Annotated in this window: 23 protein-coding genes; 5 read left to right on the top strand and 18 right to left on the bottom strand. The window is 40.8% G+C overall.

The genetic code is table 11. From position 1 onward, the window contains the following. The first annotated feature begins 96 nt into the window (after positions 1-96). Positions 97-768 carry a beta-phosphoglucomutase gene (pgmB, locus tag CRO56_RS00995; protein WP_097156733.1) on the top strand — a complete coding sequence of 224 codons (672 nt, stop codon included), beginning with the start codon at positions 97-99 and terminating at the stop codon, positions 766-768. Positions 769-808: 40 nt separating this feature from the next. Here the strand turns inward: pgmB and CRO56_RS00990 are convergent, their stop codons facing one another. From CRO56_RS00990 to CRO56_RS00970, 5 genes are all read right to left on the bottom strand, one after another. Further along, a complete protein-coding gene (locus CRO56_RS00990) occupies positions 809-1,183 on the bottom strand; it encodes a YybH family protein (RefSeq protein ID WP_245855536.1) in 375 nt (124 codons plus the stop codon). A 463-nt stretch (positions 1,184-1,646) separates the two neighbouring features. Beyond that, positions 1,647-3,923, bottom strand: a complete 2,277-nt coding sequence (locus CRO56_RS00985; protein WP_097156731.1) for a glycoside hydrolase family 65 protein — start codon at positions 3,921-3,923, stop codon at positions 1,647-1,649. Positions 3,924-3,941: 18 nt separating this feature from the next. Continuing rightward, positions 3,942-4,775 (bottom strand): carbohydrate ABC transporter permease, encoded by an 834-nt coding sequence (locus CRO56_RS00980; protein WP_097156730.1) that lies wholly within the window; start codon positions 4,773-4,775, stop codon positions 3,942-3,944. Positions 4,776-4,787: 12 nt separating this feature from the next. Next, positions 4,788-6,002 carry a carbohydrate ABC transporter permease gene (locus CRO56_RS00975; RefSeq protein WP_097156729.1) on the bottom strand — a complete coding sequence of 405 codons (1,215 nt, stop codon included), beginning with the start codon at positions 6,000-6,002 and terminating at the stop codon, positions 4,788-4,790. A gap of 86 nt (positions 6,003-6,088) precedes the next feature. After that, on the bottom strand, positions 6,089-7,390 hold the full coding sequence (locus CRO56_RS00970) for an extracellular solute-binding protein (RefSeq protein ID WP_425427158.1): 1,302 nt from the start codon (positions 7,388-7,390) through the stop codon (positions 6,089-6,091). A 286-nt stretch (positions 7,391-7,676) separates the two neighbouring features. On the opposite strand from CRO56_RS00970, the gene CRO56_RS00965 reads away from it, so the two are divergent. Then, a complete protein-coding gene (locus CRO56_RS00965) occupies positions 7,677-8,450 on the top strand; it encodes a helix-turn-helix domain-containing protein (protein ID WP_097156728.1) in 774 nt (257 codons plus the stop codon). A 111-nt stretch (positions 8,451-8,561) separates the two neighbouring features. Here the strand turns inward: CRO56_RS00965 and CRO56_RS00960 are convergent, their stop codons facing one another. From CRO56_RS00960 to CRO56_RS00950, 3 genes are all read right to left on the bottom strand, one after another. Beyond that, positions 8,562-8,948 carry a hypothetical protein gene (locus tag CRO56_RS00960; protein WP_342745863.1) on the bottom strand — a complete coding sequence of 129 codons (387 nt, stop codon included), beginning with the start codon at positions 8,946-8,948 and terminating at the stop codon, positions 8,562-8,564. Positions 8,949-9,054: 106 nt separating this feature from the next. Further along, positions 9,055-10,227 (bottom strand): GNAT family N-acetyltransferase, encoded by a 1,173-nt coding sequence (locus CRO56_RS00955; protein WP_179714127.1) that lies wholly within the window; start codon positions 10,225-10,227, stop codon positions 9,055-9,057. A gap of 17 nt (positions 10,228-10,244) precedes the next feature. After that, on the bottom strand, positions 10,245-10,736 hold the full coding sequence (locus CRO56_RS00950; RefSeq protein ID WP_245855535.1) for a GNAT family N-acetyltransferase: 492 nt from the start codon (positions 10,734-10,736) through the stop codon (positions 10,245-10,247). A 218-nt stretch (positions 10,737-10,954) separates the two neighbouring features. Here CRO56_RS00950 and CRO56_RS00945 point away from each other — a divergent pair, with 218 nt between their 5' ends. Further along, the gene (locus tag CRO56_RS00945; protein ID WP_097156725.1) at positions 10,955-11,617 is read left to right on the top strand and encodes a DUF421 domain-containing protein; all 663 of its coding nucleotides are present in this window, start codon (positions 10,955-10,957) and stop codon (positions 11,615-11,617) included. Positions 11,618-11,651: 34 nt separating this feature from the next. On the opposite strand, the gene CRO56_RS23360 is transcribed toward CRO56_RS00945, so the two are convergent. Together CRO56_RS23360 and CRO56_RS00940 are read right to left on the bottom strand one after the other, a co-directional pair. Then, positions 11,652-11,780, bottom strand: a complete 129-nt coding sequence (locus CRO56_RS23360; RefSeq protein ID WP_281257271.1) for a hypothetical protein — start codon at positions 11,778-11,780, stop codon at positions 11,652-11,654. Positions 11,781-11,888: 108 nt separating this feature from the next. Next, positions 11,889-12,989 carry a PRK06851 family protein gene (locus CRO56_RS00940; RefSeq protein ID WP_097156724.1) on the bottom strand — a complete coding sequence of 367 codons (1,101 nt, stop codon included), beginning with the start codon at positions 12,987-12,989 and terminating at the stop codon, positions 11,889-11,891. A 204-nt stretch (positions 12,990-13,193) separates the two neighbouring features. Here CRO56_RS00940 and CRO56_RS00935 point away from each other — a divergent pair, with 204 nt between their 5' ends. After that, entirely contained in the window at positions 13,194-13,955 is a 762-nt protein-coding gene (locus CRO56_RS00935) for a hypothetical protein (protein WP_097156723.1), read from the top strand. A 617-nt stretch (positions 13,956-14,572) separates the two neighbouring features. Here the strand turns inward: CRO56_RS00935 and rsgA are convergent. Next, positions 14,573-15,637, bottom strand: coding sequence for a ribosome small subunit-dependent GTPase A (rsgA, locus tag CRO56_RS00930; protein ID WP_425427155.1), 1,065 nt, complete (start codon positions 15,635-15,637; stop codon positions 14,573-14,575). Positions 15,638-16,046: 409 nt separating this feature from the next. Here rsgA and CRO56_RS00925 point away from each other — a divergent pair, with 409 nt between their 5' ends. Beyond that, complete coding sequence (locus CRO56_RS00925; RefSeq protein ID WP_097156722.1) at positions 16,047-16,292, top strand: GlsB/YeaQ/YmgE family stress response membrane protein; 246 nt, start codon at positions 16,047-16,049, stop codon at positions 16,290-16,292. A 144-nt stretch (positions 16,293-16,436) separates the two neighbouring features. On the opposite strand, the gene CRO56_RS00920 is transcribed toward CRO56_RS00925, so the two are convergent. The 7 genes from CRO56_RS00920 to CRO56_RS00895 all read right to left on the bottom strand — a co-directional run bounded on the left by CRO56_RS00920 (position 16,437) and on the right by CRO56_RS00895 (position 21,788). Further along, complete coding sequence (locus CRO56_RS00920; protein WP_097156721.1) at positions 16,437-16,814, bottom strand: PH domain-containing protein; 378 nt, start codon at positions 16,812-16,814, stop codon at positions 16,437-16,439. A gap of 92 nt (positions 16,815-16,906) precedes the next feature. Further along, positions 16,907-17,251 carry a CPBP family intramembrane glutamic endopeptidase gene (locus tag CRO56_RS00915; protein WP_179714126.1) on the bottom strand — a complete coding sequence of 115 codons (345 nt, stop codon included), beginning with the start codon at positions 17,249-17,251 and terminating at the stop codon, positions 16,907-16,909. Then, a complete protein-coding gene (locus CRO56_RS22720) occupies positions 17,232-17,693 on the bottom strand; it encodes a hypothetical protein (protein WP_179714125.1) in 462 nt (153 codons plus the stop codon). Before CRO56_RS22720 ends, CRO56_RS00915 begins: the two co-directional genes overlap by 20 nt. Positions 17,694-17,864: 171 nt before the next feature. Beyond that, positions 17,865-19,061: a methyltransferase domain-containing protein gene (locus CRO56_RS00910; RefSeq protein ID WP_245855534.1), complete on the bottom strand. Its 1,197-nt coding sequence runs from the start codon at positions 19,059-19,061 to the stop codon at positions 17,865-17,867. Beyond that, on the bottom strand, positions 19,058-19,732 hold the full coding sequence (locus CRO56_RS00905) for an oxidoreductase (RefSeq protein WP_097156719.1): 675 nt from the start codon (positions 19,730-19,732) through the stop codon (positions 19,058-19,060). The genes CRO56_RS00910 and CRO56_RS00905 overlap by 4 nt, the downstream gene beginning before the upstream one ends. 54 nt (positions 19,733-19,786) lie before the next feature. Further along, positions 19,787-20,746, bottom strand: a complete 960-nt coding sequence (locus CRO56_RS00900; protein WP_097156718.1) for a Gfo/Idh/MocA family protein — start codon at positions 20,744-20,746, stop codon at positions 19,787-19,789. A 121-nt stretch (positions 20,747-20,867) separates the two neighbouring features. After that, a complete protein-coding gene (locus tag CRO56_RS00895) occupies positions 20,868-21,788 on the bottom strand; it encodes a type II secretion system F family protein (RefSeq protein ID WP_097156717.1) in 921 nt (306 codons plus the stop codon). Positions 21,789-21,792: the final 4 nt, after the last annotated feature.

The following is a 21,792-nucleotide window of genomic DNA, read 5'->3' as shown; positions in this document are numbered from 1 at the left end:
AGGATAGCCCGTTTAAGAAAATGGCGTTTGTTTCTATCAGATTTAAAGGTATGATTAAATTTGTAGAGATAACGACATTTAGAGGGATGATGGATATTGGCTAAAGATTTGGGGATTTTGATTGATTTAGATGGAGTGATCACAGATACGGCTGAACTTCACTATAGAGCGTGGAAAAAACTTGCTGATTCTTTACACATTCCTTTTAATAAAGCTGTTAATGAAGGACTAAAGGGATTAAGCAGGATGGACTCCCTTGAAGCTCTTCTTGGCAGTCAAAGGAATGCTTTTTCAAAAGAAGAAAAAGAACAAATGGCTGCCCAAAAAAATGCGGATTACCGCCAGTTATTAGAGGAACTAACAGCTGAAGACTTGTTACCGGGGATCAAGGCATTTTTAATAGACTTAAAGAAAAGGGGAGTACCCATCGGGTTAGCTTCTGCTTCTAAAAATGCCCCGTTTGTGCTGGAGAAATTAGAAATCGCTTCGTATTTTGATTACATTGTCGACCCGATTGAGGTGGAGAATGGCAAACCTGCTCCTGATATATATGTGAAGGGGGCGCAGCTGCTAGGTGTTCCTCCTAGTCATTGCATCGGGATTGAGGATGCCGTTTCTGGAGTTCTGGCAGTAAAAAGTGCTGGAATGCTAGCGATTGGGATTGGTGAAGAATCGATTCTGAAAGAAGCCGGAGCCGACCTGGTTCTTGCCGATACCCGTGAGCTGTCATGGTCAGTGATTAAATCCATAATCGAGAGTAAAAAATAACGAAAAAAATAGCATTGGTTACCTAGAACCAATGCTTTTATTATTTTGGCAACGGGCTTAAGTGTTCGTGGATCATTTTCCATTTTCCATCTTCCTTAACCATGATATTGGTTCCTCTTCCGCGCCCTTCTCTTACTTCTCCTTTAAAGAACCCGCGCCAATAATAATGATAGATGCAAGTAGCCATTGTATCAGAGTAACTCAGCCATTCTACATCCGTAATTCGATACGTTTCATCTTGAATCGTATTCCAATTTCTATTAAAAACGGCTTCTATTTCTTCAATCCCGCGAAACGCTCCGTCTGAAAAGAAATAAACGGCGTCCCATTTAATCAGAGGGCGGACTTGATTAAAATCATGGGTATTGGTCGCTCTTTCATATTCTTGGATAAACTGATTCAAACTCCTAAGCACGGTGTTACACCCCTTTTTTCGTACACTGTTGGTTGTATGTTTCGACAAAAATGCCGGAAACCCTTTCTTTTCGCAGAAAATTTTAGCAATTGGCAGGGGCTGGGGGCATGAACAGGGTAATCGTACCATTGACTTACGTTATCTGTTCTCTGAGTTCGGTTATCCCACTCTGAGTTCGGTTATGTAACTTCTGAGTTCTGTTATATTGAAATGAGTCCGGTTATCTTCCCTCTGAGTTCCGATATCTGCCCCTGAGTTCGGTTATCTTCCTTGTGAGTTCGGTTATTGACCCCTTGAGTCCGGTAATCCGCCGCTTTAGTTCGGTTATCCGCTTCTGAGTTCGGATATTAGCATAGCATTCACACAAAAAACAGCCAAAAACCGTAAACACCCACTTATTTGCCAAAAAATTGAAAAAACTGCTAGCTAAGTATCACCCCTGCCAGCAGTTTTTTCCATGATTTTATTGCAAACCGACAAAGATCGGATTAGAGATGTAATAGTCTTCTCCATATACTTTAATCGACAGACCTTTACCCGTGAGTTTTTTAATCGATACACCTGATTGTTCTACTTTCACTTCCAAAGTGGTTCCTTCTGTCCGGAAGCGAAACTTGTAGCCTGTCCATTGCTTTGGCAATCTTGGCGTTAAAGATATCCCATTTTCTTTGATTCTTAATCCGCCAAATCCATATACAATCGCCATCCAAGTACCGCCCATATTGGCCATGTGGAGGCCGTCTTTTGTATTGCCATGCGTATTATCTAAATCTAGCCGAGCGGTTTCCATAAAGTAATTGTAGGCTTTTTCCATGTTTCCTAATTTTACGGCCATTATGCTAAAGATGCAGCTCGATAACGACGAGTCATGTGTAGTTACTTTCTCATAGTACTCATAGGACGCTTGCATCGTTTCCAGGTCTTGCTCATCCTCTAATAAGAAGTGCGCAAGAACCGTGTCTGCCTGTTTACACACCTGATAGCGATATAAGGTTAAAGGATGATAGTGAAGCAGCAATGGATAATGTTCCTTAGGCGTGTCGGCTAAATTCCAAACGGCTTTTTGCAGAAACGAGTCATCTTGAGGATTAATTTTCCGCTCTGGATCATACGGCAGATACATATGTTGAGCTGCCCACATCCAGTCATCTGCTTCGGCTTCCTCGAATTGAATCTTCTGTTTGATTTCATCAAAGGCAACCGGATCGGTATCTTTTAAAAGCTGATACACCTTCGCCGCCCATTGCAGATTATATTTAGCCAACACATTGGTATAGTAATTGTTATTCACAATACATGTATATTCATCTGGTCCTGTTACCGCGTCAATCCGGAATGTTCCATCGGCGAAATGTCCAACTTCAATCCATAAACGGGCGGTTTCAAACAGCACCTCTGCCCCAAACTCACTCCAAATCCCAGAATCCTTTGTTGCTAAATAGTATTGAATATAACTGTAGGCGACATCTGCTGAAATATGGTATTGGGCCGTACCCGCCGGAAAGTAACCGGAACATTCTCTTCCCGCAATGGTTCTCCAAGGGAAAAGGGCTCCTTTTTGATGCCCCATTTCCTTTGCACGTTCTCTCGCCCCTTCTAAAATTGAATAACGATAGCGCAATAATGATTTCGCTAAAGATGGTTCAGTTAAAGTGAAAAACGGGAGCATGTAAATTTCTGTGTCCCAAAAATAGTGGCCTTCATATCCTTCTCCAGAAAGTCCTTTAGCGGCAATATTGGAAAAGTCGTCTCTCCCGGCCGATTGAAAGAGATGAAACATATTGAAGCGGATCCCTTCTTGAAGACGATGATCCCCTTCAATTTCAATATCAGAAACCTTCCAAAACGATTGAAGAATCGCTTCTTGCTTTTCTGCTATTGCTTCGAATCGAATTGAGCAGACATCCTGAAGGAGCTTCTCGCCCTTTTCAGCTAAATCAATACCATGCCTTCTTGTGTCGGTATAGACACTTTGTTTTTCAAACACAACTGGTTGATCTAGATCTGTTTCATAAGTGGCTACCGTTTTGTCTTGATGGACCTTTGTTAGTACTGTTGCGTGTTTCGAAATCCAGTTTCTTGTGTTACAAGCCACTTGCAGCTTAGAAGCTGAGGTCTCGCACAATATTGTTTGTAATTCCTTCTTCGTCTTTACATCTATTACTTTTAACAGCTTGGCGTGACCTGAGGCGACTCTAGGATCGTTTGCGTTTGTATAATTGGCTACATCCCCATTTAGTAGGGATACGATTTTTACAGGACCATCAAAATTGATGCCCTTAATCGTTATTTGCTGGACAAAGAGTTCCCGATACGCTATTGAAACAAGCCGTTTAAAGGAAATCACTACTTCTTTACCCAGCGGCGAGCGCCAGTGTACAATTCGTTCCGAAAAGCCTTTATCCAAATAAAGCTTTCTTTCAAAATGCATGACTTCTCCAGCAAATAAAGAAAACCGCTCCTCTTCAACACCGAAAAAAAGTTCAATTGTCTGGGTATCGATAATATTGACTAGCTTTTCTTGTGTTTCTGGGAAAGCAAACAGTTTTTCACCATAATGTATTTGTGTTTCATCATAAAAAGCATTGATATAGCTTCCGCGAATCGAAAGCTCCCCACCCGCTAAGCCTTCTTCTAAGTTGCCTCTAACTCCTATATAGCCGTTAGCCAGGGCAAATAGGCTTTCTTGCAGAAGAAGAGATTCAGGATGAAATTCACCTGTTTTATAAGTCCACGTCATGTACGACACTCCTGCTCTTTATTCTTTTACCCCACCAGTTGTCAGTCCTGATACGATTTGTTTTTGGAAGAAGAGGACAATGATTAATGTAGGGATCGTCACAATCGTTGTGGCTGCTGCTACCTCACCCCAAAGAATCTCAAATTGAGTCCGCAAAAAGGAGATCGCTACAGGAACCGTGTGATACTCAGATTCTGCATTTAAAGTAATCGTTAATAAAAACTCATTCCAGGCTGCGATGAAGGTAATGATCGCTGTTGTAAAAACACCTGGAGCTGCTAATGGAAACACAATCTTAAACAATGTTTGCAAGGATGAAGCCCCATCCATTTTCGCTGATTCCTCCAGGGAAAGCGGAATTTGGTTAAAATGCGTCACTAAAATCCAAACCGCCACCGGCAACGTAATTGTGGAATAAGGCAAAATAATCCAGAAGCTGTTTAACAGCTCAAGGTCGTAAAACATGTTGTAAACAGGGCCCGTTACAATCATTTGCGGAAACATGGACACGGCTAAAATAAGACCCATTAACACATTTTTTCCGCGAAATTCAAAACGAGATATCACATAGGCTGTGAATGAAGCCACTAATACGATGTAAATCGTCGTTGTTGTTGCAACTATAAAACTATTTTTGATCGCATTTAATATACCTTTTTCAAATAGAATCGTTGAAAAGTTTCCTAAGGTCGGATTTTCCGCGATGATCCGAAACGCGCCATCGCCAAAAATTTCTCCAGAGGTTTTAAAGGAGGTTAGAAATATCCAAAGGAACGGAAACATCATCCCAAAAAGATAAACAATGATAACCAGGATTCCTGCCCATTTTAATTTACGGTTTGACGTAACCATGATGAACCCTCCTTACTGTTTCTCCATAAGATTTGTGCCAAGGAAGCGGACAAATATAATCGCTAGTATGGCAACACAGACGAACATAAGCATAATAATAACTGATCCATAGCCAAAGTTCGTTTGACTGAACATCAGCTTGTAGCCATAGATCGATAACGTTTCTGTTGATCCGCCAGGACCTCCACCTGTTAAAACGTAAATAAGGTCAAATACACGGAAGGCATCGAGGGTACGGAATAACAGGGCGACAAGGATTGCCGGCTTCAAGAGTGGCAGTGTAATCCTGAAAAAGGTTTGGATTTTCCCCGCTCCATCGATTGAAGCCGCTTCATAAAGGGAATGCGGAATCGTCTGAAGTCCCGCTAATAACAAGAGAGCCATATACGGAGTCGTTTTCCAAACATCCGCGACGATCGTTGAGATCATGGCCCCTGTACCTGTTAATAAAAGATCACGAGGTGATTCAATTAAATGAAGGGCTGCAAAAATGTGAGCGACAATGCCGCTTCCCCCATCATATAGATAACTCCACATTAATGCTGCAACTGCAGTCGGAATGGCCCACGGAATAAGAGAGGATGTCCGAATCAGTCCTCTGCCTTTGATGGCTTTATTTAAAATGAGTGCAAGAATCAAGCCAAAGATAAACTCAAAAAATACTGAAACCACGGTAAACAGAAACGTGTTTTTTAGAGCAATTCCTACCCGTTCGTCCTGTAAAGCCTGTTTATAGCCATCCAACCCGATGAAGTTAGAAGATACGATACTATTTTTCAGCTCCTCAACCTGTAGTTGAAGATTCTCAGCATTGGTTAAGGTGTAGGTTTGATTCAGTTCTGTCACTAACTGATTCGTATCTTCGTACAAATTCAATACCTGGTCGCCGACTGAACCGGATAGCTCGATTACACCGCTGCTTCCTTCAAACTCTGCCCCCGTACTTCGCAGCCTTTCCAGGACTCCCTCAACCTTTTTCCAATCTTCCGGATTGGTTATGTTCTCCTGATCCTGCTCGAGAAATCTGCCAATGTAGAATTGAGAGGTTTGAAACAAGTCCACATTAAATCTTTCATTTGTATAAAGACCGGCTTTTTGCTGATCATTGAGCTGATAATCAAAAAAAGTGTAGGTCAACGATTGGACGACTGGCCACAATGAAAATACACCAATTAAGAGGAATGCAGGCAATAGAAAGAGGAATTCCTTGAAACCAAGCTTTCTCAATTGTTCTCACCTCTTCTCCTTCTTTCTGTAAAAAAGGGGCCCGATCAATGAGCCCCTGAATAACTATCTTTCTAGATTATAAGATTTTATTCTGCTGCTAAAGCAGCCTCGATCGCTTGAACGGCTTCTTCAAGTCCTTCGCCAGAGCTTAAATATTTGTGAACATTTACTTGAATCGTATCTGAAACTTTCGCATAATCTGGAGAAACCGGTCTTGCTATTGTAGTAGCGAGTGCATTCTGGAAGCCTGGATTGCTTAACAGCTCATTGGAAGCTACTACTTCTTCGTCCTCTAAGAGAGCATTATATCCAGGCAAATAGCCGCCCCCAGTTGACATAATTTTTTGTCCCTCTGGACCCGCAAGGAATTTAATAAATTCCCATGCACCGTCTTTATTTTCAGAGCTTTTATTTATCGATAATAACCATCCGCCGACAGATCCGCCATTTGGAAGCGGAGCAATTCCTACTTGTTCAGGAGTAACTGTTACCCCATCCTCTTGCCCTTTAATTCTTCCATATTGATATGGCCAGTTCCGTGCAAAAACAGCATTGCCCTGTTCAAAATTAGTGTGTGTTTCACCCTCTTGGAAATTGAGGATATCAGTTGGTACAAAAGAAGAAGTTACAAAAGAATACATCGTTTCTAAGCCTGCGCTTAAGTCCTTATATTCACTAGTAAACTCAGTAGCATTTACAGTAAGTCCTTCATATTGAGCTGACTGGAACACAAAACCATAAGAAGTTCCGCTTTCATTCATATATTTTTCAGCCATTTGTCCGAGCTCTTCATACGTATACTCTCCGCTTTCAAGTTTAGCAGCATCCTCTTCGCTGACAATATCAGAGCGATAGTAAAGTAATCCTAAGTCTGGAAAGAATGGAAGCGTATATTGAATTCCTTTATAATTACCAGATGTCATCGAACCTGCGTTAAAATCATCGATGCTATAGCCTGCCTCATCCATCTTGACATCAATTGGTTCAAGATAGCCTGCCCCTGCAAACTCTCCTGCCCACACAACGTCTAAGCTCAAAACATCATATTCACTAGATCCGCTAGATAAAGAGTTTAATAGCTGATCATGCATTTGCCCGGAATCATTTGTCATTTCTACCCACTCAACCACATATTGATCCTGACTTGCATTAAAAGCATCAATCGCTGCTTGTGTCGCAGGTGTATTATCATTTTGGGCAGCAAATTTAACGGTTAATGGTTCTGCTGGTTCCTCTGTTGTTCCATTATCTTGATCATCTGTTGTTTCTCCACTGTCCGGTTCATTGGTATTTCCTTGGCCTTCATCTGCATCTTGACTGCAGCCGGCAACTAGTAACATCATAATTAAAAGTAGTGCAAACCCTTTGATTAGCCAGTTCTTCTTCACGTTTTTTCCCCCTTTTTTACAAATAAAATGTATAAACTCTGTACTTTGATGACTGTCTAGCTCCAGCGCCCAGCGCCTATTGGACTTCCCTCACCTCCGGTCGATAAGTCAACATCGACTCCCTACGGTCGTCGTGTTTCCTTTATCTTCCTGCGGCGAAAGTAAAGTCCATACGTCGCTGATCGGGCGCTTCTGCTTTACTATCTTGAATTTTAAAAGCGCTTTCATTACAATTATATTAAAATTTTAGGATAAATAGTAAAATCTTATGATGTTGGAGGTCTATATGACTACATCGATTTTTCAAATTCATGAAACGGTGATAAAAAAATTCTTTCAGGAACGCCTTGAGAACCAGCAAAATTTTTACGTTCACCCTTCTTATAATTTAGAACAGCAGCTGCTTTCTGCCGTCCAGCAAGGAAACTATGAAGAGGCTAAGCATGTTCTTGAGCAAATTAATCAATTGGAAAGAGCAAAGCTAGCGGATCATGAGCTCAGGTCTTTAAAGAATTCTCTTATCTGTACCTGTACTCTTTTTACGAGAGCCATTATTAATGGAGGAATTCATCCAGAGGTAGCCTTTAACTTAAGTGACGTGTACATTCGCGAAATTGAACGAATGACAAATCCGGAAAAACTAAAGAGTTTAGAATACGATATGCTTTATTCATTTGTAAAAACCTTAGTCGAGGAGAAGCAGAATTCCTACAGTTCCTTGGTCAATCAAGTGATTACGTACATTCATCATCATATTCTCCAAGATTTATCCCTAGACCAAATTGCACGCCATGTCTATGTTTCACCTAATTATTTATCAAGCAAATTTAAGGAAGAAGTCGGAACCCCATTATCGGAATATATGAACCAAAAGAGAATTGAGGAATCCAAATATTTTCTCCTCCATTCCCGGATGAGTATTTCTGAAATTGCCCATTTGTTTCGCTTCTGTAACCAGAGCTATTACACCGCCCTATTTAAAAAAATGAATGGCCTCACCCCAAAAAAGTTTCGGATGACTCATATAAATGAGGCCATCTATACAAAGACAATCGGCTAAACGGGAAAGTTGTCTGTTTTGATAAAAACAAAAACGCATTCGGCTATTGTAACTAAAGGGGTAAAACGGCATAAAAATCCAATAGCGTTGAGATCCCTTTTGTTGCTGCTTCTATAGAGAAAGATCATTTTTCGACTGAAATAAAGTTTTAAAGTTATTTCGATAACCCCACAACAGCAAGATCTCTAATAAAACCAGCAGGATTGCCAATGGAAGCAGGGTATGGTCAACAAAAATATGAAATGCCAAGATATTCACGATAAGACCACCTAACACTAATAAAGTGAGAGGAATGAAACGACGAATGAGCAACAGTAATCCACAGATGATTTCTGTGGTTTTTTCAAGGGATAGCAGGTACCCTGTCCCCAAGAATTCCATTGCCTGGGGACTAGTTGGCATGACTGGCTCAAAGCCGAATAAAACCAGGTATCCATTGATTCCCGCTCCTAAAAATATAATGCCGAGTAAAATTTCACAGACCCTGAACCACTTCATTTTCATCGCTTCATCCCATCCCCCGAAAGTGAAATTTTGACTATTCCAGTGTTATCCTGACCTTCTTTATGTGCCAAGTATAATATCACTCATTCTTTCCTCCATTTTAAAAGAAATCAATCACTGCTGCTGGATTTTCAGGCAAAGCAGCTTCCAGCCTCTTGGTCTCTTCCAGGCTTCCTTTAATTTTCCCATGGCGGCGGAAAAAGGTCGGGGTACGGTAATTTACCATTACAGCACTTAATGTTCCGATTTCCAGCCATACCCCTTTTTCCTGCTGGATCTGTACAGAGTCCAATGGTCTATATGTAACCGAGTCTTTCGTAAATGTATACGCTCCTGTATTCCATTCACAGAATGGGTCATCAACTAGTAAGGTCAAACCTTCCAGCTGACCTTGAAATGGATAGGACTTTAAAAATTCATGGACATCCACAATCCGCACCATTCCATATGGTTTAACTTCCGCCGTTTTTGCGACCGGCAGAAACACATCGATTGGGTCGTCCAAAAATGTCCAGATTTGCACCTTTTTCACCATCGAATCATGCTGACAGACGAAGTTCCAAAGCTTAGTTCTTGCCTCTTCATTTATAAACATGAACTCTTTAATCTGGCATTCGCTCTCTTTGATTGAATATAATACATAGCCGTACGCCTGATTATCCTGGTTAAAGTAGACAGCAGTATATAGCGCTTGAGGATGAACTCTCTTTTCCCACCATTCATCCGTTCTTTCAAGCAATCCATTGTACCGTATTTTTATCTGATCATATACTTCTCGAAGATAAGGAATGCTCTCTTTCCTATTGAAACGTACCATCCTGCCTTGATTCGGATGTAAGTCATAGATTGGCTTGAGATCGTGCTTCTCTAAAGTAATCATTTTAAATTCGGACGCATTTTCCCAACCAAATTTCCGATAGAAGCCAATGTTAAAGGGGTGTAAAAAGCTGATTATTTGTCCGGATTGCCTCATTTCTTTTAACGCGGCCAATAAAAGACGGGTTACACTCCCGTTTCTTCTTTTCTCAGGGTAGGTTGCTACACCAGCTATCCCGCCCATCGAAAACATTTTGTTAGCTATGTTCGTTTGAAACGGAATAACATTTACCTTTGAAATTAAAGAGCTGTTTTCAAACTCCCCCCAAATCTCATACATTTCCATGTCTCTCATTCTAGTTTCTCGTTCATTCTCAGGCAGAGTATATTGAAAAGCGTACTCCGAAATTCTTAAGCATTGATCAAATTCTTCCCGTTTCACCTTCCGTATTTCCATGCCTATCCCTCTCTTCATTATCGACTCTTAAATAGTTGTATGACGGTCTTTTCATTGACCATTTCACTATATTTTCCATTGGTAAATTCATGAATCACTCTTCGCCAGAATTTTTGAGCCGGATGGTTTGTTAAGATTTGTGTAACTTTCCAATCCCCTTTAAACTGTTCAAAAATTTTATTAGCCGCTTTTCCGCCAAGCCCATTCCTTCTAAACTTCCTTAATATGAAAAACTCTGACATAGAATAATAGCTTTGATCGCCCTGATTTATCCGGCTGACTAATGCAAAACCAGCCAGCTTTCCCTTAGCATAAATAAAAAAGGGAAAACGGTTCTTCTCAATCCAATAATAATCTATGTACGGATACTCACCATAAAGTCCCGTTTCTGTAACGTCTGCACCATTAAACTCCGAAAAATCGTAGAAGTAGAACTGCATTAAATTTTCCAAAATCGATCTTTGATATTCTTCAATTGGCAGGATGGTCATTTCATTCGATGCTTCCAAAATATCTGTGCCTCTTTTCTAAAAGTCTTTCTCCCCTTTATTAAATACGCTATCAGATTATGGGAATCCTTTATTCACTCTCATTTCAATCATCCCCTCCGTATAGAGAGTCCGTCATGATGGCGGGCTTTTTTACTTACAAAATCTATATTTTTCCTTGTTTTACACATACTACAAATGGCTCTTAGGACTTTTTCGATGAGGAACGGTGAATTGATTTGTTCTTACTTTTCAAAGTTTTTATTCTCTATCTAGTTACGATAGCAGTGATGCGGCTCATGGGGAAATCATCGATTGTGCAAATGACACCATATGATCTGGTGGCCATCATCATTATTGGAACGATTGCTTCTGAACCGCTGATTAGTACAGAATTCTGGCCTACTTTATTAGCCTTAGGCATTATCGTTGTTTTTCATATTGTTTTTTCCATGCTCACCTTAAACCAGATTGGCAATCGCTTCTTTTTAGGGGAACCGACCCTCATTATTAAAAATGGGGTTATTTTAGAAGACAATCTTGAAAAATCGCATCTCTCGATTTCCCAAGTGCTAGCCATCCTCCGCAGCAAAGGGTATCCTAAGGTTTCCGATGTAGAATATGCTTTGCTCGAACCTATTGGCGAAGTAAGTGTAATTCCGAAGGCAGAGAATACTCCTGTAACAGTGGGGCATATGAATATCCAGATCGAAGATGAAGGCTTGCCGATTGCGGTTATTGTAGATGGGCGCATTCAATATCGAAACTTAAAGCTGCTGGGATTAAATAAAGAATGGCTGATGGAAGAACTGGCGAAAAAAAATCTTGATCCAAAAGATGTTATTTATGGGTTTGCCAGTGACAAAACGAAAAAATTATATATCAATAAGCGAAACGCATAATTGCATAATAACAGAGTTTGGGGAGATTATTTCCTTAGATTTCTTCGCCTTCACAATCAAAGCAAATAACCGTTCCATCATCCTGTATGACTCCATTTAAAAATCCGTCAAGGCAGTAAATATCTTTTCCGCAAACTGTACATGGGCCAATTAATTCTTTCACGATCTAGCACTCCTTTTCAGTTTAGATAAATATTTATTCATGGCTGGGGAGCCCGATTCCTCCTTATCTGCAAAAAACCACCATAAATGGTGGTTTTTTAATGAATATCTATAGGAATTTACCCTCCATTTCGTCGATTTCATCAATGATCTTTCCATTGATTCTATCAACGACAGAGAAATCCATTGCATTTACATAGATTTCTTCTAAATCATCGTGTATGGTTTTTGCCTGAGCGAGAGAAGAAATTCCTTCTGCCATCTTATTCTTATATTGCGTTGATAGATCTTCGATTTCGTCTGCATATTTTTCATCTGTTCCCGGAGTCACGAGGAGGTCATACATATCAATGATCTCATCTCCCGTTCTCTCAGGGAAGTATTCATGAGGAGCCGTACTGTCAAAGATTGCAATTCCCAATTCCCGAAAGATGAGCATATCTAAGCTATGAGGATCAAACCCGCAATGATAGACTTCTACATCTAATCCTTTTGCTTCTGCACTTTGAGCTAGTTTTTTTAATAGCGTTGATTTCCCTGTTCCCGCTCTTCCTTTGATAAAATATCTTTTTGAGAGTTCTTCCGTTAAATTAGGGACAAAATCGATGGCTCCCTTTGGGGTGGCAGCTCCTAGATAGCGGTGAACAATGGCTGATTTTTTATTTAAAGAAAGCGATCCAAAAAATTGTTCGATTAAATTCTCGGCTAATTCATCCGCTTTTTCAAAATCCATATTTTCAATGTAGATTTTTTCTAAAGTCTCATGAATTTTTAAGGCTTCCCCAAAGCTTCTATAGGCCGAATCAAAGGCTTCTTTAATTTTTCCATTTAATGAAAGAATCGCATCTTTTTCCTGTGCTAACAAGCCTGAATCCCATGCTTCTCCTAGGTTCACATAATCTTCTATTGCTCCTGGTGCTTTCGGCTCAATGACATGTGGAGCTGTGCCATCCACTACTCCTACCTTAAGCTTTGGAATGATGACTCCATCAATAGAATCATTGTCAGAGGAACAATGAAGCAGCTCCGTATCAAACCCTCTAAGGTTCCATATCTGTCCAATTTTCTTCATTAAGGTCGATTTCCCTGTTCCTGGTCCGCCTTTTAAAATAAAAAGCCGATCTAACGCCTGGAAGTTTGAATCATACAAACTATAAAAGCCTCTTGCTGTGTTACCGCCTGCATAGTAATTTAAAACCTTTCCCTCCATACTTACGCACTCCTTTATGGATCATTTTCATCCATCGTACAGTTCTACTGTATGCAGCTATTCCTGTATAGGTGAATGCCCAGCCGATATTCCATTTAACCCCAATAAACCGATTTATGAAAAATTATTCTCCTATAGTTCTAAAGTCTTAATCCGGACGTAATATCAGAAGGGGTATATTTTAGATCATAGGGAGGAGCAAAGATGCGGAAAAATCGGATTATTGTTTTACTTGCTTTTGTTATTTTAGCCTTAGCAGTTGTGACACCAGCACTTGGAGCCAGTTTTTCAAACAGAATTATTGATGAGGAATTTGTTGTACAAATTAATGGGGTAGATGTTAAAGGCGAGGGAAATCATCTGACCCCTAATATGTTATTTGTCGATGCGATAGCCTACGCCGAATTATTGGGAAAAGAATACTCTTTTGATAAAACCAAAATGACATTTACGATTAACGGAGCTGCATTAGACGCGAAGATATATAAAAACAGACCTGCTGTTCATGTTCGCGCAATCGCAAAAGCAACCGGGGCTGAAAATGTAGATTGGGATCAAACCGTAGAGCCATGGGTTTGTTATGTTCTCGATCTGCCTGACGGCACCATTGGTCTGGAAGGAAATGATGTGTATGCACCTGGCGTACCGGGGATGGGACAGCACTGGGCGAATCCAGCTGATTTGCCTACTGGACCCATCTTTGGGGTAGAGGATGGAAAGCTTATTTTCATTGAGCAGATGATTTCAAAGGAGTTTTTTGTAAATGGAGAGACTATCGTTGATATACCTGGTATGAAAGGAGTTCCTTCTCCGCCAATTGTTCACACAGATATTGAGTTAGTGCCAAATGGACACCCAGGCTTTGAAATCCCACATTACGATATCCATCATTACTTTGTTACGCATGAAGAACACCTGCAATTCAGCATGCCTCCTGACGGCACGACGCCTGGCCATGGACATTAATAATATGGTGGTTTAACTGAAGGCAAATCATTCATCGGATCGCTTTCAACCCACATTCGGGCTTTGAGTCTATCTGTCAGTGACCTTTTTTCCGGGACTACCCATTTTCGGGCACTGAGACTGTCTGTCAGTGACCTTTTTTTCCGGGACTACCTATTTTCGGGCACTGAGGCTGTCTGTCAGTGACCTTTTTTTCCGGGACTACCCATTTTCGGGCACTGAGACTGTCTGTCAGTGACCTTTTTTCCGGGACTACCCATTTTGGGCACTGAAACTGTCTGTCAGTGACCGTTTTTTCCAGGGTTACCCACTTTCGGGCACTGAGACTGTCTGTCAGTGACGGTTTTTTCCGGGGTTACCTATTTTCGGGCACTGAAACTGCCTGTCAATGACCGTTTTTTCCGGGGTTACCTATTTTCGGGCACTGAGACTGCCTGTCAGTGACGGTTTTTTCCGGGGTTACCTATTTTCGGGCACTGAAACTGCCTGTCAATGACCGTTTTTTCCGGGGTTACCTATTTTCGGGCACTGAGACTGCCTGTCACTTCTTGTTATGTCCTGAATTTTTGCGAAAAAGAAGCCTTATTGGAGAAACGGAAATCCCCAATAAGGCTTTCTTACTTGCCCTTATAAAAATTCTTCTGGAACTTCGATATATTTTTCCACTTTTTCTTATCATCAAGCCGGACCTTTTGATTCGTCTTTCTTTCTATATACGCTAATTCCTTCTGTAATTTAAGGTAGCTATCATATCTTTTCTGATCTAATTCACCTGAGAGAATCGCCGCCTGAACCGCACACTGTGGTTCAGACTGGTGCCGGCAATCCCGGAAAAGACATTGCTCAGCCAGCGATTCAATATCCTGGAAGCTGTTTTCTAAGCCTTCCCCTGCTTCCCATAATTGGAATTCTCTCATTCCAGGGGTATCAATCAAGACGCCTCCACTCGGGAGCAATACCATTTCCCGATGGGTGGTGGTATGCCTTCCTTTATCATCACCTTCACGGATATCCTGTACCTTTTGGATCTCTTCTCCTGCCAACGTATTAATTAGCGTCGATTTTCCTACACCGGATGAGCCAAGCAGGGCCACCGTTTGACCAGGCTTGATAGAATCCGCTATTTCATCTAAGCCGATGTTTTCTTTGACACTTATAACAATAATCGGAACACCCAAAGCAACTGATTCCATTTCAAGGACCTTTTCTTCAGGATTTTCACAAAGGTCTGCTTTACTTAGCACAATCACCGGGTTCGCCCCGCTTTCCCACGCCATAATCATAAACCGTTCGACCCTGCGCGGGTTAAAGTCATGGTTAAGGGCTGTTACGATGAACAAAGTGTCGACATTTGCTGCAATAATCTGTTCTTCTGTTGTAAGCCCCGCTGCCTTACGGGAAAACTTGCTTTTCCTTGGTAAAATAGCATGAATCGTTGCACGTTTTTCGTCTGTTCTAGCTTGAATTACAACCCAATCACCAACGGCAGGGAAGTCCTCACGTTTTGCAGACTCAAATCTCATTTTTCCCGAGATTTCACCTAACAGTACGCCTGTTTCTGTAAAAATCCGATAACTCCCCTTATGCTCAAGTCCAACTCTCCCGGCCGTAAAGCCTGTTTCTTTATATGGTAAAAAAGCTTCTTCTAATTGAGAATCCCATCCTAATTGATCTAGTTTCAACGTTATTTCCTCCATTTGAAAATCATTTTTAAAATGAAAAAAGACCGTTCTCACGGTCCATTAAAAAACCACGAGCATAGATTGCAGCCCGTGGAAAATTCCATTTTCAAATAGAAGACATACGTAATTACTTTGCCGATTCTTTCTTAACGGGCTGCACTATGAAATTTATTACAATTGGCGTCATTATATTTTTCTTAGTCATAGCACATCACCCTTTCCACTCATATAGTTGATTGTATTATATGCAAATCCGATTGGAATGTAAACACAATTTTTGTAAAACATGGCTTATTGTATCTAAAATGACCGTTATCCTTCCAACTAATCTATGCGTCCAAACAAAGGTTGTCCGCTGTTCATATCCTATTAGTACAAGGAATCTCTCAATAGAGGAGGGTAACAAGAGGTGGAGCTTCTCTTTTACCTGCTGGTTGGCGGTATTATTGGATGGATGTCCAGCGAAGTCATCGGAAAAAGTGTACCCGGAGGATTCATTGGCCATCTTGTCGCTGGAATTGGCGGAGCTTGGATTGGCGCACAGCTTTTTGGAGCGTTTGGTCCAATCATTGGCGGAATCGCCGTTTTCCCTGCACTGATAGGAGCGATAATTTTTGTATTTATCCTTGGATTAGCGGCGAAAGCACTAAAGTAATTTGATGGTTTATCTAAGTTCCGTTATCTGATCTCTGAGTCCGGTTATCAGATCCTAAGTTCAGTTAACCGAACTCTGAGTTTGGTTATCCGGCTCCGAGTTCGGTTATCTTGCCTTTTCTCAAGTTAAATGAATCGCCTGCTTCTAACCCAGCACATACTCAGCTAATACCTTTTGCACATCATAGATGTTTAATGATTTATTAAATTGTTTCACGATTGGCGTCTCATTACTCGAGATCCAAATTTTTAATTCGGCATCGAGATCGAAATTCCCGGCTGTTTCTATGCTAAAATGGGAAATGCTTTTGTATGGAATCGAATGATAATCTACTTTTTTCCCTGTAACTCCTTGTTTATCAATCAGGATTAAGCGTTTATTTGTAAAAATGAAAAGATCCCGAATCAGTTTATATGCCTTTTCAATTCTTTCCGTACTGGAAAGCAGATTTGCATAATCCTTTTGAACTTCCTCTAGCTTCATCTCTGAAGCATTGCCCATCAGCCCATCTAAAAACCCCATCAAATTCACCCCCTATATTGTTATGCCTTTTCTATCTTACGTTATCCTTTTTAGGAATAGGTATGTACACCTCATTTTTTCCAGTTTATCTCTTATAAAATGAGTCCACTGAACACCATTAAAAAGTTAAGAACTAGATGCCAAATCCACGCTGGAAAGATACTTCCTGACTTAACAGTAATTCCGCCATAAAAAAGTCCGCCTACCGCAAATCCTAAGCAAACCAGCCAGGAAAACCCTAAGGAATAGTGCTGCAAACCAAAACCTAAACTGGTTAATACAACTGCCCATTTTTCTCCGAGCTGTTCTGAAAAACGACTGAGCAGAACCCCTCTCCAAATTAGTTCTTCAAAGGTTGCGTTGGTAAGCGCAAATATCACAGCAAGAACCCATACTTCCTCAATGTATAGCCATCCCTTATTTACGATAAAAGGCATCATTATAATCATATTTATCGCTAATGCAATCGGTAAAAAATACTTTGTGAAACCCCGACCAGATAAAGGGAAAATGAACGAACTCATTCCACATGGGTCCTTTCCAAAATCGAATAAATGAAACTTTGTTAGCAACAGATATACATAAGAATGGAATTAACATAATCGCCAAAGACAATCTATCTAAAAATAAATGCCATTCTGGCGAGCCTATGCCGGCAAGGCCTTGGGTGATTACAAATAAATATAGCGAAAATCCAACTCCAAATAGTAAATTGGTTACGATAAACAATCTCCCGGTCTTACCCAGCTTTACATATACTAAAATGGCGAGACTGCCCCATACCCCTAACAGAAGATAGCTGTTCGTTTGGATCAAAATCAGAAGCGACCCAAACATTAAAAAGAAAAAAGGATTTATCATTAATGTTCGATTGTTCATAGACCCTCCGGCTACATGCTGCAAATATTCTAGTAATCTACAAAAAAATACGAAGTCGTGTAACTCTTCTCTCATTCTAGTACAATTCTAACAAATTAACTAGAAAGGTTTAGCCACCTGTTCTGATAGGCATAAAAAATCCCCTGCTGACGAGCAGAAGATTTCTGTCCATTATTTTTTTGATGCGACCAGTGTAAATGTCTTGGGCAAACCAATATCATGACTTTTATGATTGGGCTCTTCTTCGAGAATTTCAATGGTTAAGCCAGCCTGTGCTGCCGATGTAATGACCTCTCCAAGTGTCCATTTTCGATGCAGCACTGTAGGAAGTGTCTGTTTCTGTTCTTCATCTACATGCTTTGAAAAAGCCACTTGATTTTCCACAATGGCAGGATCAAAATAATTGCCGGTCACCTTGTGTTTCTTCCCGCTGGATGTAATGAGCTTAGTAGAAATCGGGTGAAATTCATGTAATATGAAATTCCCGCCCTGCCGCAACAGCTGTTCTACCGTGTCAAACAGAGGTTTTAGATCTAAAAAATAGTGAAGTACACCCAGCTCCATTAAAACCACTTCAAATTCTTGCTGCATTTCATCTTTCTTTGCAGCTTCGAAAATGTCTGCAACGACATATGCAATCGCAACATTTGCGTGCTTGGCTAGTTCTATCGCATACCGTTCATTTTCTTTTGAAAAGTCCACAACAGTAACATTTGCCCCCAACAAAGATAAAGCAATGGCTTTAATTCCATTAGAACCCAATAAATGCACCACTTTTTGTTTTTTTACATCTCCTAAATACTTTCTAAACGGGTATAAGCGCCAATCCGGATTTTTTTTGATTTTCGCAGCTAATTCCTCTGGTTCTCCATAGCGATTAACAAGGGTGTTGTACTGATTTTGATTCCAAGCCTCTTCATTTTGGGAAGTCACAGAATGCTGTTTTTCTAGTAAATATGTATGGATTGCCTTTTTACATTCTTCAGGCATATCACTATAAAGATAGGTATACAACGAAAAGCACCATAGCTCTGCCCCCTCGTGTACAACTTTGATGCGATAAGGGTTGGTTCGAACTGTGATATTAAAAGGGCATTCCATTGTAACCTGAATCCCGTTCCAGTCAAAATGAAATTTGCCTCGGATTGCGTCTTTTTCAAGGGGCGAAGGCTGATGTACCAAAAATCTCTGATAAACGGTGTCCATTCCATCCCATTGAAATTGGAGCTTCACTTCAAAGGGTCTCTCGAGCTTTACACCTTGGATCCAGAGGGCGGCAGAATCAATGAAAGAGTATGAAACATCCATTTCCTCGAAAGCCGCCCCAATATAATGAATTAATGAATAAATAGCAGATTTATCTTTCATATTGCCTCCAAACTAAGCTTCGCGATCTCTTCTGATTCATAAATGGTGACTGGCTGCTTCGGCTGCTTTAATGATGCGATAACCATGGCCTTTGCCACATCGGAAGCTTTAATTCCGCGATACCTCTTTAGTTTTCCTAGTAAAAGGAATCTCATGAGGGAAACAGCCATTATTCCCAGCCTTTCTCCAAACCGGAATTCCTCCCGTTTGCCTAGTAATATAGAAGGTCTAAAAATGGATAACTGCGGTAAGGTCAAAGCTTGAAGTTCCCGCTCTAATTGTCCTTTTACGTGATTATAAAATATCGAAGAACCTGCATTTGCCCCGATGGCAGATATAACTAGGAGGTGTTCTGCATGATTATTTTTTGCAAATCTGGCTAATTCAAGCGGGTATTCTAAATCCACCTTTTTGAATTGGTCTTTTGTTTTTGCTTTTTTAATGGTTGTTCCTAAGCAACAAAAAACGTCGTGAAAAGGAGTTTCTATTTGGATATCTTGTAAAGAATCAAAGTTAATCATCCGTTCTGTAAGCTTTGGGTGCTTGAACCCGCTGGACCTGCGGACCCAGATCTCAACCCGCTCATATTGCGGATTTTCTATCAATAGCATGACCAATTCCTTTCCAATCAATCCGGTTGCACCTACAACTAATGCTGTTCTTTTCGTCAAATACCTCTCCTCCCATTAATTAAGGGTCTGACTCCTCGTCAGACCCCTCTTAGTTTACTCAACAGAATGGCCCAGAAGCTGTTCTAAAACGAATTGAACTTCCACGCCGCGATCAAAGGTTACGAGCTTAGCTGGCTGACCTTTTAGCGCTTTGACCAATTCATCAATTAACCCGAGCAATGAATCTTTTCTTTCTGTCGGAATAATGGTATTCGGTGTTTCTAGTGTTTCTTCCTCTAGCTGACTCCAGTTTACTAAAGAAAGAACGCCCTGATCCCCATATATTTTAAAAGCTAAATGCTCTTTTTGACCAATTCCGCTTAACCCATTAATTAAAATCGGTGTACCATCCTGAAACTCTGCATGAGCAATTATTCCGGTTTCACAAAGAGTTGGGTCTTCAGGATAGTTTAACTTTGAGTGCACATGTTTTACAGGACCAAGGAGATCGATCATCACTTGGAGGAAGTGTGGCGAAACCTCCCGTACGAATCCTCCCTGCTCTCTTTTGGCAATCCAAGGATTATGCTGCCAGAACCGTGGCCATTCCTGAAAATACATTTGCAGTTCAACCCGCTTGATTTGACCAATTGCGACGCTTTCCAGTTTTTCCTTTAACATCTGATATACACTGCTATATGGCGTTGGGAAATTAATCGCATTGACCACTTGAGCGTTTTTAGCCGCTTGCGCCATTTCAACTGCTTCCTGGAAGGAATTCGCCAGCGGTTTTTCACATAAAATCGGCTTCCCTGCTCTAATTACCTCTAAAGCGATTTGATGATGAAACTTTGGGGGAACGGCCACATAGACTAGATCTATGTTTTTATCCTGTAAAATAGGCTCATAATCGGTATAAAATTGTACGTCTGGCAGCCTCTCTTGAAAGGATTGGAGACGCTCTTTATTCGCGTCACAGATTGCAGCTACTTCCGTTTCCGAATGCTCTAAAAATTTATGTAAAAGTCTTTCGCCTACAGCACCTAAACCAATAATGCCCACCTTTATCCTCACAAAAACACACCCTTTTCTGCTATTCTTATAGTCTATTCCCATCATAATGGGGGAAATCTACTTTATCAATATAAAAAAGGTCACCTCAGTGAAGGTAAAGACCCCCTCCTGAGATAACCTCTTATTGAAATGTTTGTACAAATTGAATGATAGCTGGACCCAGTAATACGATAAAAAGACTTGGAAAGATAAATAGTACAAGCGGGAATAGCATTTTAATCGGCGCCTTCATCGCCGCTTCCTCAGCCCGTTGTTTTCGCTGTTCTCTTACTTCATTTGATTGTACCCGAAGAACCTGTACCATCCCAATGCCAAGTTTCTCTGCTTGGATAATACTGCTCATAAGGGTTCTGATTTCATCCACGAGCAGTCGTTCACGAACCCCTAATAGTGCTTCCCTTCTTGTTTTTCCGAGCCTAATTTCTTCAAGAGCCCGATGGAATTCACTAGACAATACTCCTTGCTTTTTCGCTACCACTTTACTGATAGCCCCATCAAAGCCTAGCCCAGCTTCCAAACTTACAGTTAATAGATCTAAAAAATCAGGAAGCTCGCGTAAAGCCAGGTGATTCCGTATCTTTGATTTTTGTTTAATATAATAATGAGGCAAATATATCCCCATTAATACACCGACTAAAACTAAAAAGGTAATTCCGCCGATTGGCATCTTTAGTATATAACCGTACCCGACACATGCCAGCGGAAAAAGGATGAGAAGGGTGAGCTGGACAAGCCGAAATTCGGCCGTTCTCATTCCGAACGGATTTCCTGCCTGAAGCAGCTTAAGCTCTAGCTTTTCCTCTTTTTCGTTCGTCCGCTTTCTTTGAAATAGCTTACGGAGATGCTTCCAGGCAAATTGAAAGAGAGGCTTAAGCGAATATCTGCTCTTTTTCTCATCAACAATAGGCTCTGACTTTTGATCAGTATCTTTATCGAACACGGAAGACAATCTGGCTTTTACGCGCTTTTTCTTATCCGCCCGTAGTGTATACAGTCCGTATAGGAACAATGTGATCGTAAAGAAAAAGGTTAAATACATCATCCTC

This window comes from Bacillus oleivorans (assembly GCF_900207585.1).
GTDB lineage: Bacteria > Bacillota > Bacilli > Bacillales > JC228 > Bacillus_BF > Bacillus_BF oleivorans.
This window is presented reverse-complemented; position numbering and strand designations above follow the sequence as displayed.